Below are 13,057 nucleotides of genomic sequence, written 5' to 3'. Positions count from 1 at the left end.
TTGGCGACCAAAAAATGGTCGCCAAGGTTCAAATTATCTCTTTTATTAGAAGTTGAGGTGTGATAAGTCCTCTGAAAGAATTTTTTGATACAGAAAAAACTATATCTATCTTTTCTCCAGTTCTTACGTGTCTTGTAAAATTAAAAAACAATGCTTCAAGCGTTTTTTCGCCCTTTTGCAAAATGAGCTTTAGGTGGTTTTGTTCTTTTCCTATTAATTTATCGTTTTTTACGGTCATGTTTTGAATTTTAAATATAGGGCGAGGGTTTTTTTGTCCGTAAGGCTCAAAGTATTCTAAAATTTCAAGCAAAGAATAATCTATCTCTTTAGGGCTAATTTCTCCTAAAAACTCATCATTTGTGCTAAATTTATGCAAGTCCATTAAAAAGCAACTGTTGTTTATAGACTCTTTAAATTTATCTAAATTTATAGGATCGCATACAAGTCCAGCCGCTCCTTTGTGTCCACCAAAGCTCATTAAAAGCTCTTCGTGTTCAGCTATCAAAGATAAAATATCTATCTTTCCTATGCTTCTCGCACTTCCTTTTGCTTTGTCTTTATCTACACTAAATACTATTGCTGGTTTTTTAAAATGTTTAGCAAGACGACTAGCTACTATTCCGATAACTCCCTCATGCCAATTTTCACCCCAAGTAACGATAATGTGTTCATTTTCATTTACGCATTTTTTAGAATCTTCAAAGAGTATTCTTTCTTCCTCTTTTCTTGAGTTATTAAACTCAACTATCACATCAAGATATTTGTATGCATCATTAATATTTTTTGTTCGTAAAAAATTAAATGAATTTATAGCATCGTCCATTCTTCCGGCTGAGTTGATCAAAGGCGCTATTAAAAAGCTTATATCATCGCATTCAAATCTATCTTTCCCGTAAAAATCCCTAATGGCACAAAATGCAACTCTTCTTGATTTGTTTAATTTTTCTATGCCTAATTTTACAAGTATTCTATTCATGTCGCGAAGTTCCATCATATCAGCTATGATGGCTATAGATAGCAGGTCTAAAAACTTACCCATGTCGTATTTTATACCAAATACCTCTTTTAAAGCACCGATTAGATACCAAGCTACTTGTGCTCCACAAATTTCAATATTTGGAAAACAACAATCTTCTTGTTTTGGGTTTATTATCGCATAGGCATCTGGCAATACGGGTAGCGGCATATGATGATCTGTTATTATAAGATCTATGCCTAATTTTTTGCACATATTAGCGGCTTCATTGGCGCTTATTCCATTATCTACGGTTATGATTAAATCAGCATTTTTAAACTCATCTATTATAGCTGGATTTAGTCCATAGCCATCTTTAAATCTATTTGGGATTCTAACTTTATAATTTTTAACTTTTAAATCATCAAAAAAATCAGCCATTATCACACAAGATATAACACCATCAACATCATAGTCTCCGACAATAACTATGTTTTCGTTGTTTTGTATGGCTTGTTTTATTCGCTCTGCGCCCTTAAATGTGTCTTTTAAGTCGCAGGGCTTAGGAATTTCGGAGAGCTTTTTATGAATGTCTTTACTAAATCTTAGCTCAAGTAAATTCCTTATATCATCTTTATTTAGCATTTTCAATGCTTGATTTTATAAAACCTAATATTGTCGGATTTGGTTTTGTTAAGCGAGATGTAAACTCTGGATGAAATTGGACTCCTATAAAAAATGGATGGTCTTTTAGCTCAACTGTCTCAATTAACCCATTGCTTGTTCCGCTTATCATAAGACCATTTTTTTCAAAACTTTCTTTGTATTTTGGATTTGCTTCATAGCGATGGCGATGTCTTTCTTTTATAACTTTTTGGTTTGAATAAATTTTTGACAAAATAGAGTTCGGTTTTACATTGCACTCATAAGCTCCAAGTCTCATTGTGCCACCTAGTGGGCTTTTGTGTGTCCTTATTTGCTCTTTTCCGTGCGCATCAATAAAGCTATCTATTAGATAGATTATAGGATTTTCGCAGTTTTCATTAAACTCAATTGAGTTTGCATCTTGTAGCTTCAAAACATTTCTAGCAAATTCAATTAGTGCAAGTTGCATACCAAGACAAATTCCAAGATATGGTTTTTTGTTCTCTCTAGCAAATTGTATAGCTAGTATTTTGCCACTTACTCCCCGTTCTCCAAACCCACCAGCAACCAACACACCATCTACATCTTTTAAAATTTCATTGACATTGTCTTTTTCTACTTTTTCGCTATCTACCCATTTTAGGTTTATTTTTGCATCTAGGTTTGCACCAGCGTGTATAATGCTTTCTGTAAGACTTTTGTAACTCTCTTTTAAATCAATATATTTTCCAACAAATGCTATTGTTGTCTCTCCTGTTGGAGCTATGATTCTTTTGACCAAGCTGTCCCAGTTTTGCATATCAGGTGTTAATTTCCCAAGCTCTAATGTCTCAGCTATCGGGGTAAGTATATCTTGTTTTAAAAATGCTAGTGGAATTTGATATATACTAGTGCTATCAGCACTTTCTATTACACAGTTTTTCTCTACCCCACAACTAAGAGCTATTTTATCTTTTAATTCACGGTTTAAAGGCATTTCGCTTCTGCAAATAATCATGTCAGGTGTTATGCCTATACGGCGAAGTTCTCCAACACTATGTTGAGTAGGCTTTGTTTTTAGTTCGCCAGCAACTTTTATAAAAGGCACCAAAGTAAGGTGAATATTCATCGCATTTTTTCTGCCAACTTCGGTTCTTAAAGCCCTAATTGCTTCTAAAAAAGGAAGCCCTTCTATATCTCCTACCGTTCCGCCGATTTCTACTATAAGTATATCATTGCCTTCTCCGGCTTTTTTGATTCTATCAACTATTTCACCAACTATATGTGGTATAACCTGAATAGTCTTACCAAGATAGTCGCCTCTTCTCTCTTTTTCTATAACAGCGCTATAAACTCTTCCTGTTGTAAAGTTGTTGTTTTGACTCAAGTTCTCGTCCAAAAAACGCTCATAGTGTCCCAAATCAAGGTCTGTTTCAGCTCCATCATCTGTTACAAAAACCTCTCCATGTTCGAGCGGACTCATTGTGCCAGGGTCTACATTTATGTATGGGTCAGCCTTTAAAATACTTACTTTTAAATTAGCATTTTTAAGTAGTGTCCCAATACTAGCAGCCGCTATGCCTTTGCCAAGTGAGCTTAGCACCCCGCCTGTTACAAAAATATACTTTGTTTGCTTTGACATAATTTTTCCTTCATCTATTATTTTTTATAGACAAATTATATCTTTTTAAAATTTTAAATATGATTAATTATTTAATATCATAAGTGTATACTTTGTTGGTTTAAAATTTTTAGTGCAGATGAAATAAATGTTTAAGTTTTATTATTATAAAATTTCACTTAAATGTATAAGAAATATATAACTAATTTTTTTAAATTTTATATTGATGGCTTTAAGAATATGAAGCTTGGAAGAAAGCTTTGGTTTATTATAATAATTAAGCTTGTAATTATGTTTGGTGTTCTTAAAGTTTTTGTGTTTGATAATACTTTAAATTCTAAATTTAAATCAAATCAAGAAAAAAGTGATTTCGTGCTTTTAAATCTAACAAAGGAATAAAATGGCTGAATTAAGTTCTGTTGATTGGTCTAGAGCTCAGTTTGCTCTTACTTCAATATATCATTTTTTGTTTGTTCCATTAACTTTGGGTCTTAGTTTTATTGTTGCTATAATGGAGAGTATTTATATAAAAACAGGCAGTGAAGAGTGGCTTAGAATAACTAAATTTTGGCTCAAGCTTTTTGGTATAAACTTTGCAATAGGTGTTGCGACAGGTATTATTATGGAGTTTGAGTTTGGGACAAATTGGGCAAACTATAGTTGGTTTGTTGGAGATATTTTTGGAGCTCCTTTGGCTATAGAAGGCATTGTTGCATTTTTCCTTGAAAGCACATTTTTTGCTGTTATGTTTTTTGGATGGGACAGAGTAAGTAAGAAATTTCATCTTATATCAACTTGGTTAGTTGCTATTGGTTCAAACTTTAGTGCTATGTGGATTTTGATAGCCAATGGCTGGATGCAATACCCAATAGGTATGCAATTTAACCCAGATACGGCAAGGATGGAAATGCAAAGTTTCCTTGAAGTTGCGCTTAGTCCTGTTGGCTTTATAAAATTTTTACATACAGTAACTAGTGGTTATACAATATCTGCTTTATTTGTTATAGGAATATCGGCTTGGTTTATATTAAAAGGTAAAAATATCATAATGGCTAAAAAATCTATGATAGTAGCTACCTCTTTTGGTCTTATAACATCTTTATTTTTCCTTTTTAGTGGAGATGAAAGCGCATATCAAGTAACACAGGTTCAGCCAATGAAACTAGCTGCTATGGAGGGACTTTATGAAGGAAATCAAAGACAAGGTTTGATCGCATTTGGATTGCTTGATACAAACAAGCAACCCGGTGATAAGAAAAAGCCTTTCGTTTTTGATATAGAAGTTCCTTATTTACTTTCTTTGTTGGGGCAAAGGGATTATAAAGCATTTGTCGCAGGTATAGATGATTTGATTTATGGAAATGAAGAACACGGAGTCGAGAGTATAATATCTAAAATTGATAAAGGTAAAATTGCCGTAAATGCTTTAAGGGAGTATAAAGAAGCTAAAAAAAATCAAGATATTGATATGATGAGTAGTGCAAAATCAACCCTCGATGAAAATATCAAATACCTTGGATATGGTTACTTAAAAGACCCAACAGATGCTATACCGCCGGTTGCTACTACGTTTTATAGCTTTCATATAATGGTTGCTTTAGGAAGCTTTTTTATATTTTTATTTTTAGTTGTTACTTATTTGTGTATGGCAAACGATATAACTAAATTTAAAAAACTTCTTTGGATATGTGTTTTAAGTATTCCACTTGGTTACATCGCGGCTGAGGCAGGTTGGGTTGTGGCTGAAGTTGGTAGACAGCCTTGGGTTGTTCAAGATCTTATGCCAACTAGCGTAGGTGCTACAAATTTATCTGATGTGAATGTGAAGATATCATTTTTTGCTTTTGCTGTATTGTTTACAGTGCTTTTGATAGCCGAAATAAAAATTATGTTAAAACAGATAAAGTTAGGATTTTGATTATGATAGGGTTAGAATTTTTACAAATTTATTGGTGGTTTTTGGTAAGTTTACTTGGCGGATTACTTGTTTTCATGATGTTTGTTCAAGGTGGACAAACATTAGTTTTTACGCTTGCAAAAGATGACTTACAAAAAGATATGATAATAAACTCAGTAGGGCGAAAATGGGAGCTTACATTTACTACCCTTGTTATGTTTGGTGGTGCTTGTTTTGCAGCTTTCCCGCTTTTTTATTCAACTAGTTTTGGTGGAGCATATTGGGTTTGGCTTGGAATACTTTTTTGTTTTATTATTCAAGCTGTAAGTTATGAATACCGAAAAAAACCGGATAATTTTTTAGGCACAAAGACATATGAAATTTTTCTTTTTATAAATGGTTCTGTGGGTGTTATCCTTATAGGAATGGCGGTCGCTACATTTTTTTCAGGTAGTAGTTTTAGTCTAAACGATCATAATTTTGTCCAGTGGCAAAATTCTATGCGTGGACTTGAAGCACTTAGTAATCCAATGCTTTATACTCTTGGACTTTCTTTGTTTTTTCTTGCAAGGATAGGGGGGTGTTTATACCTTATAAATAATATAAACGATGATGAGATAAGACTAAATGCCAGAAAGGCAGTTTTAAAAAACACACTTATATTTTTACCTATATTTTTAGTATTTTTGGCTTGGGTATTTTTAAAAGATGGTTTTGAATACTCACAAGATGGTTTGGTTTCTATGGTTAAATACAAATATTTTATCAATCTTTTAAACTTACCAGCCGTTTTTGCTATGCTTGTTATTGGTGTTGTTTTGACACTTTATGGTATATTTAAAGGTGCTTTTACAAAAAGTATTTATGCTATTGTTTATTATGGATTTGGCATTGTTATGGCTGTAACCGCACTATTTTTAGCAACTGGATTAAACAATACAGCATTTTATCCATCTTTTTATGATTTGCAAAGTTCGCTTACTATAAAAAATGCTAGTTCTAGCCATTATACTTTAAATACTATGTTTTATGTTAGTTTGCTTATACCATTTGTATTGGGGTATATCTTTGTTGTTTGGAGATCAATGGATAGTAAAAAAATAACAGCTGATGAGATAAAAAATGATCATCATGCTTATTAAGGAGTTTTAGATGACATCAGCACTATTTTTTCTTTTTTTATGGATTTTATCCCTATTTTTAAGTTATAAATTTGTTATTTTAAATATAAAAGAGACAGAAAAACGAGAAAAAAATGAGTCAAAATAGCTAGTATAAAACCTAGCTATTTTTAAGACCACTTTATTATAGAATCTTTTATTATATTATAAGATTTTAACCTTGGCATTAAACTCTATACACCAAGGTTGCTTTATGTTTTATACCATATTTGATATCAAAAGCCGTGTTCAGTTTTACCTTTGACCCATACATCAGATCCGACTTTTTTATGTAGTTCTGGATATTTGCTAATGTCAAATTCAGGGCTATGGTGTTCTTTTACTTGTTCTTCAAAGTCTTTTAATAAAAGTATAGCTGTAGGTGCCATTATTACAATCACAATTAAGTTTATAACAGCCATTATAGCCATTGAGGCATCTGCCATATCCCATACCAAACCTACCTTTTGAACCGATCCAAAATACACCATAAATAGCACAATTATACGAAATATAGTTAATGTAATTGGGGAGTTTTTGATAAATTGCATGTTGCTTTCCGCATAAGCATAGTTTCCTATGATAGAGCTAAAACAGAAGAAGAATAACAATATAGCAAGGAAGCTTCCACCCCAGTCGCCAACACTGTGCTGTATAGCAAGCTGTGTTATTTGAGCGCCGTCTATACCCTCAGTGCCAATAGCTCCACTAAGAAGTATGATAAATGCTGTGCAAGAACAAACTACTATAGTATCCACAAAAACACCAAGCATTTGTATAAGACCTTGGTTCGCAGGGTGCCAAGCATCACTTGCTGCTGCCGCATTTGGAGCCGAACCCATGCCAGCTTCATTTGAGAAAAGTCCTCTTTTTATACCATTTAGCATAGCTGCCGTAAGACCACCTACAACTCCACCACCGGCTGCGCTAAAATTAAAGGCATCTTCAAATATTTTACCAAAAACAACAGGAACTTCACCAAAATTTGCGATAATGATGTAAACAGCTATTAGTAAATAAGCCAAAGCCATTATAGGAACTATTTTCTCAGCCACCTTGGCAACTCTTTTTATACCACCAAATATAATAGGTGCGGTCAATATAACTAGCCCAACAGCTACGTACTCTATATTCCAATCCCATGCTTTTGATGTAACTGCTGTTATTGTGTTTGCTTGAACAGAGTTAAAAACAAAACCAAAAGCTAGTATTAAAGATACAGCAAAAGCTACGCCAAGCCATCTCATTCCTAGACCTTGAGTGATGTAGTATGCTGGACCACCTCTATATCCTCTTCCATCAGGATTTTTTATCTTATAAAGTTGAGCTAATGAGCTTTCTACAAAGGCTGAAGACATGCCTATGAGCGCCGTAACCCACATCCAAAACACAGCGCCAGCACCACCTAGGCTAATTGCTATGGCAACGCCAGCTACATTTCCCGTACCTACCCTGCTAGCAAGACCAGTTGCAAAAGCTTGAAACGGACTTATGGCATGGGTCGAAACTCTTTTTCCTACAACCATTCTTCGGATACTTTGTTTAAAAAGCCTAATCTGTAAAAATCTTGTGCGAATTGTAAAATATATACCAACAGCAAGAAGTATATAAACCAAACTACTCCATAAGTAGTTGTTTAGAGTATTAACAATTTGAGTTAAAATTGTTAATAGATTATTTGATAGTTCACTCACTTACCTTCCTTTTAAAATATTTAAGTTTTTTATTTTATGCTAAAAACACTTTAATTTTAGTAATATTTTGTTAAAAAGTGTTTTATTTTATTATTGTTTGAGAATTGGTGTAAAGTTTACTTGAATTTTTTGGTTTTTTAATCTTGTAAAAATCTTAATTTTGCAAGAACAAAAAATCCAAGATAAGGCAAGCATAATGATGAATTTGGATAATTTAAAGATTTTAAAAGATGTAGCACTGCAAATTTAGACATAGAACAAGATGAAGATATAGTAGCAAGTAGCTATTTATTTGATGATGTATTTTGTGATTCACAGCTAGAAAAAACATACTTAAAGATATAAATTATAGATAAAAGTCTTTACAAAGATACCAAAAACTCTTAATGAAAGTCAAAAGGTGGCTCATGTCAAGAAGTTTAATGGTATCGATAATAGAAAATGGAGTTTAAAAATATTTATGCAACTATAATTGTAGTTATTTAAAGTGAATTTTCATATTTTTTGGATAAAATCTAGTAAATTTTTATTTAAGGTAATATATGGAAAAAGATACGAAAAAAAAAGATAAAGAAACTATAGAAACGAAAAATGATACAGAGAAAAAAAAGGCATTAGACCTTGCCTTAAAGCAGATAGATAAAGCTTTTGGTAAAGGCACTATGGTGAGACTTGGCGATAAAGAAGTTGAGCCTATTGATTCTATACCAACTGGTTCTTTGGGGCTTGACTTGGCTCTTGGTATAGGCGGTGTTCCTAAAGGTCGTATTGTAGAGATATATGGTCCTGAGAGCTCAGGTAAGACTACTTTAACGCTTCATGTCATAGCACAAGCTCAAAAGGCGGGTGGAACTTGTGCATTTGTGGATGCAGAACATGCCCTTGATGTAAAATATGCTTCAAATTTAGGTGTTGATACTGACAACTTATATGTTTCTCAGCCTGATTTTGGCGAACAAGCTTTGGATATAGTAGAAACACTAGCAAGAAGTGGAGCTATTGATCTTATAGTAGTTGATAGTGTTGCTGCACTAACTCCAAAAAGCGAGATAGAGGGCGATATGGGTGATCAGCACGTTGGACTTCAAGCAAGACTTATGAGCCAAGCACTTAGAAAGCTAACTGGCGTTGTTCATAAAATGGGAACAACTGTTATTTTTATAAATCAAATTCGTATGAAAATAGGTGCAATGGGATATGGAACACCTGAAACAACAACAGGTGGAAATGCACTTAAATTTTATGCCTCTGTTAGACTTGATGTAAGAAAAGTTGCTACACTAAAACAAAACGATGAACCAATAGGAAATAGAGCTAAAGTCAAAGTTGTTAAAAACAAAGTGGCGCCACCTTTTAAAACAGCTGAGTTTGACATAATGTTTGGCGAGGGTATAAGTAGAGAAGGTGAGATTATTGATTATGGTGTTAAGCTTGATGTTATAGATAAGTCCGGAGCTTGGTTTAGTTATAAAACAAGTAAATTGGGTCAGGGTAGAGAGAACTCAAAGGCTTATTTGAAAGAAAATCAAGATATCGCAAATGAGATTATAGAAACTATAAAAAGTTCTATGGGGGTAGCTCAAATTTTAACCAACGATAAAGATGATAATAAAACAGAAGATGATTTGGGGGATGAATAATGGTATATATTGAAGATGTAAGTGCTATAGAGGTTTTAGATAGTAGAGGCAACCCAACGATAAAAGCCTTTGTTACATTAAGTGATGGAACTGTTGAGAGTGCGATAGTGCCAAGTGGTGCAAGCACTGGTAAAAAAGAAGCTCTTGAATTAAGAGATAAAGATGAAAGATATTGTGGGAAAGGTGTTTTAACTGCGGTTTCAAATGTAAATGAAAAAATCGCAGAAGCCATAATAGGCCTTGATGCTTACAATCAAAAAGCGATTGATGACGAGATGCTTGAACTTGATGGAACTAAAAACTATTCAAATTTAGGTGCAAATGCAGTTTTGGGTGTTTCTATGGCAGTAGCTAGGGCAGCAGCAAAAAGCTTAAATATGCCTTTGTATAGATATCTTGGTGGTGCAAATGCTAGTGTGCTTCCGGTTCCAATGTTTAATATAATAAACGGCGGTGCTCATGCAAACAATAGTGTTGATTTTCAAGAGTTTATGATTATGCCTTTTGGTTTTTCAAATTTTAGTGATGCTTTAAGAGCGGCTACTGAAATTTATCACAAACTAAAAAACATATTAAATAATGCAGGACATAGCACGGCAGTTGGCGATGAAGGTGGTTTTGCTCCAAATTTAAAAGACAATGAAGAGCCTATAAAACTAATAATGCAAGCTATACAAGAAGCTGGATACAAAGCTGGAGAGCAGATAAAACTAGCACTTGATGTAGCATCTAGTGAACTTTATAAAGATGGAAAATATGAAGTTTGTGGAGAGAAATTAAGCAGTGAACAACTTGTTGATTATTATGTTGGATTGTGCGATAAATATCCTATCTTTTCTATAGAAGATGGGCTTAGCGAAGATGACTGGGATGGATGGAAAATCCTAACAGATAAGCTTGGAAGCAAGGTTCAGTTGGTAGGCGATGATTTATTTGTAACAAATGAAGAGATACTAAATGAAGGCATACAAAAAGGTATCGCAAATGCTATCTTGATAAAGCCAAATCAGATAGGCTCTGTGTCTCAAACAATGCAAACAGTTCGCCTTGCTCAAAGAAATGGCTATCGTTGTATAATGAGTCATAGAAGTGGCGAAAGTGAAGATAGTTTTATTGCTGATTTTGCCGTTGCTTTAAATACAGGCGAGATAAAGACTGGTGCTACAAGTAGAAGCGAAAGAAATGCAAAATACAACAGACTTCTTGAAATAGAGTTAGAAACTAGTGAATTTTTGGGAAATAAAATTTGAGTGAAATTTTAAAAGAGTATGACAAAGAGCAAAAAAAGCTCAAGAAAAAATACTCTTTTTTTGAAATTTTAAAATACATTGGTGTTATTAGCTGTGTTATTTTGTTTGGCATATATATAGGAAATATGTTATTTGGAAAGAGGTCTTTGGATGTTATGCTTAGTTTGCAAAACAAAAAAGAAAACTTAATCAAAGATGTTGAGTATCTGAAAAAAGAAAATTCTAGATTGCAAAAAGAGTATTTTGAACTAAAAGATCTTGAATCCGATGTGAATAAAAAGTGAGTGTGATGAATAAAATTTTATTGATATTTGTTTTGGTTTTTGGTGCTTATGCAAGAGAAAATCCTTTTGTTTCTATGAGTGATTTAAACACAAGTGTAGTTACTACAAATATAAAAGAAGAGTATAAAGAATTTGAAAAGAAAAATGTAAGTTTTCCTAGCGATGCCTCTTTGCTTCTTGATGTTAAATTTAAATATAGAGCAAGTGATGGCAATATAAAAGAGAAAAAACTAGACATAAATGAAACTATAAATTTCAAAAATAAATATGTGATTGCTAAGATAAAAGATCTAGAAATTCCAAAGAGTGAAAAACTTGATGTTTCTGTTACTATGCCAGAAAAAAGCAGCATTAAGATTCTTGATATAAACTCAACACAAGATGACAATAAAACAAAAAAAATAATCTCAGTGCCAGAAGAGATGAAAATATCATCTGTTGCATCAAATGAAAATACAAAAATAGATATTAAAGACACACAAAATATATCTATATCGCAAGTTCAAATTCCGCTAAAAATCATCAAAGTGTTTGACTTTTTAAAATTTGATATCAACCCAATGAGTATGAAAATTTTAACACCTGATAAGGTCGTTAAACACTTTAAGTATGAAAAAAATAAGATTGTTATTGATTTTAAAAGAAAAAATAGGCTTAAAACAAGCAATGTAAATGTTGATTGTGGTGCTTTTAAAGATATCACAGTTGGTTGGCATAATGGCTATTATCGTGTGGTTATTAAATTAGATAAAAAATATAAGTATAGTTTTTTAAATTTGCAAAATTTAAGTGGATATAGTATAAAGTTACACAAGTAACTTTTAAGGAGCAAAAAATGAAAACAGTTGTGATTATGTCTCAAAGGTAAGCAATTTCAAATAGCAGTGAGTTCAGGAGTGGCTGAAGCTGAGTATTCTAAACAAGGTAAAGTAGCTCTTGCTTATGATGAGCTTTTGTTGCCACTTCAAACAACAGGTGGCTATTGCGGTATGAATATCAATAAAATATTTGTAAGTGGCGGTGCTTTAAATGCAAGTGATGATGATATCAAAAACTATGCAGATAAGTATGTAACTCTTCTTAAAAACTAATTTATAAAGGAAGAATTATGCAAGATTATCTTGACATTTTGAAATTTCGTCATGCTACTAAAATTTTTGATGAAAACAAAAAAGTATCTGATGATGATGTAAACTATATACTAGAAGCAGGCAGGCTTAGTCCTAGCTCTATGGGTTTTGAGCCTTGGGATTTTTTAGTGGTTGAAAACAAAGAACTTCGCAAAAAGATACAAGAAAAAAGTTATAATCAACAGCAAGTTACCACTTCTTCTCATTTGATACTTATACTATCTAAGCTTTCAGAGCTTAAAAGTGATGGTGATTATGTAAAACAAGTTGTTGGTATGAGACCAGATAAAAACGAAGAAGAAAAGGCCAAAAGAGTTGAGTTTTATAGAAATTTTCTAAAAAATAGTTTTAAAGATGAAGAAGAGCTACTTTATACTTGGGCTCATGCGCAAGCTATGTTTGCTGTTACAAATATGATGAATGCTGCTGCATTTAAAGGTATAGATAGTTGTCCTATGGAAGGTTTTGATAGATTAGCTGTCGGCGAGATACTTGGCTTAGACCCAAGAAAACATCGCATAGCTATAATGCTACCGGTTGGATATCGTCTAAACGAACAGCCTGTTAAATATCGCCGAGATATAAAAAGCCTAGTGTCTTGGATCAAATAAATACTTTTCAAGCCTAGTTTTTGGGCTTGAAATCTTATCTATACATATAAAATACTTCCATTAAAATACAAATTTGAATTTGTTGTTTTTGTCAGGCATATTGCTTTAAAATTTTATTAAGATATACAAATTTATTCTAAATATTTAGCTTATTTTAATAGGGGGGGGGGGTAAAATACCTAGCTAAATTT

Annotated in this window: 11 protein-coding genes and 1 pseudogene; 9 read left to right on the top strand and 3 right to left on the bottom strand. The window is 32.8% G+C overall.

What is annotated here, in order from left to right; genetic code table 11:
• Nucleotides 1–28: 28 nt before the first annotated feature.
• Together recJ and CPIN18021_RS07835 are read right to left on the bottom strand one after the other, a co-directional pair.
• Nucleotides 29–1,606, bottom strand: coding sequence for a single-stranded-DNA-specific exonuclease RecJ (gene recJ, locus CPIN18021_RS07840; RefSeq protein WP_226995979.1), 1,578 nt, complete (start codon nucleotides 1,604–1,606; stop codon nucleotides 29–31).
• Nucleotides 1,590–3,221, bottom strand: a complete 1,632-nt coding sequence (locus CPIN18021_RS07835) for a CTP synthase (protein WP_078423856.1) — start codon at nucleotides 3,219–3,221, stop codon at nucleotides 1,590–1,592. The genes recJ and CPIN18021_RS07835 overlap by 17 nt, the downstream gene beginning before the upstream one ends.
• Before the next feature lie 162 nt (nucleotides 3,222–3,383).
• Here CPIN18021_RS07835 and CPIN18021_RS07830 point away from each other — a divergent pair, with 162 nt between their 5' ends.
• The 3 genes from CPIN18021_RS07830 to CPIN18021_RS07820 are packed head-to-tail and all read left to right on the top strand — an operon-like array spanning nucleotide 3,384 to nucleotide 6,239.
• Nucleotides 3,384–3,599: a DUF4492 domain-containing protein gene (locus CPIN18021_RS07830; RefSeq protein WP_078423855.1), complete on the top strand. Its 216-nt coding sequence runs from the start codon at nucleotides 3,384–3,386 to the stop codon at nucleotides 3,597–3,599.
• Between the two features lies 1 nt (nucleotide 3,600).
• Complete coding sequence (locus CPIN18021_RS07825; RefSeq protein WP_078424781.1) at nucleotides 3,601–5,118, top strand: cytochrome ubiquinol oxidase subunit I; 1,518 nt, start codon at nucleotides 3,601–3,603, stop codon at nucleotides 5,116–5,118.
• Entirely contained in the window at nucleotides 5,112–6,239 is a 1,128-nt protein-coding gene (locus CPIN18021_RS07820) for a cytochrome d ubiquinol oxidase subunit II (protein ID WP_226996009.1), read from the top strand. Before CPIN18021_RS07825 ends, CPIN18021_RS07820 begins: the two co-directional genes overlap by 7 nt.
• Nucleotides 6,240–6,493: 254 nt before the next feature.
• Here CPIN18021_RS07820 and CPIN18021_RS07815 read toward each other — a convergent pair whose 3' ends face one another.
• Nucleotides 6,494–7,951: an alanine/glycine:cation symporter family protein gene (locus tag CPIN18021_RS07815; RefSeq protein ID WP_078423852.1), complete on the bottom strand. Its 1,458-nt coding sequence runs from the start codon at nucleotides 7,949–7,951 to the stop codon at nucleotides 6,494–6,496.
• Nucleotides 7,952–8,493: 542 nt separating this feature from the next.
• On the opposite strand from CPIN18021_RS07815, the gene recA reads away from it, so the two are divergent.
• The 6 genes and pseudogenes from recA to CPIN18021_RS07785 all read left to right on the top strand — a co-directional run bounded on the left by recA (nucleotide 8,494) and on the right by CPIN18021_RS07785 (nucleotide 12,866).
• Nucleotides 8,494–9,591 (top strand): recombinase RecA, encoded by a 1,098-nt coding sequence (gene recA / locus CPIN18021_RS07810; RefSeq protein ID WP_078424779.1) that lies wholly within the window; start codon nucleotides 8,494–8,496, stop codon nucleotides 9,589–9,591.
• On the top strand, nucleotides 9,591–10,841 hold the full coding sequence (gene eno / locus CPIN18021_RS07805; protein ID WP_078424778.1) for a phosphopyruvate hydratase: 1,251 nt from the start codon (nucleotides 9,591–9,593) through the stop codon (nucleotides 10,839–10,841). The genes recA and eno overlap by 1 nt, the downstream gene beginning before the upstream one ends.
• Complete coding sequence (locus CPIN18021_RS07800) at nucleotides 10,838–11,125, top strand: septum formation initiator (RefSeq protein ID WP_078423849.1); 288 nt, start codon at nucleotides 10,838–10,840, stop codon at nucleotides 11,123–11,125. Before eno ends, CPIN18021_RS07800 begins: the two co-directional genes overlap by 4 nt.
• Nucleotides 11,126–11,130: 5 nt before the next feature.
• A complete protein-coding gene (locus CPIN18021_RS07795) occupies nucleotides 11,131–11,943 on the top strand; it encodes an AMIN domain-containing protein (protein WP_078424777.1) in 813 nt (270 codons plus the stop codon).
• A 51-nt stretch (nucleotides 11,944–11,994) separates the two neighbouring features.
• Nucleotides 11,995–12,216: pseudogene (locus tag CPIN18021_RS07790) on the top strand (NAD(P)H-dependent oxidoreductase); the annotation flags it as partial.
• A gap of 17 nt (nucleotides 12,217–12,233) precedes the next feature.
• Nucleotides 12,234–12,866: an NAD(P)H-dependent oxidoreductase gene (locus CPIN18021_RS07785; protein WP_078423846.1), complete on the top strand. Its 633-nt coding sequence runs from the start codon at nucleotides 12,234–12,236 to the stop codon at nucleotides 12,864–12,866.
• Nucleotides 12,867–13,057 lie beyond the last annotated feature (191 nt).

The sequence above is a fragment of the Campylobacter pinnipediorum subsp. caledonicus genome, from assembly GCF_002022005.1.
GTDB lineage: Bacteria > Campylobacterota > Campylobacteria > Campylobacterales > Campylobacteraceae > Campylobacter_A > Campylobacter_A caledonicus.
This window is presented reverse-complemented; position numbering and strand designations above follow the sequence as displayed.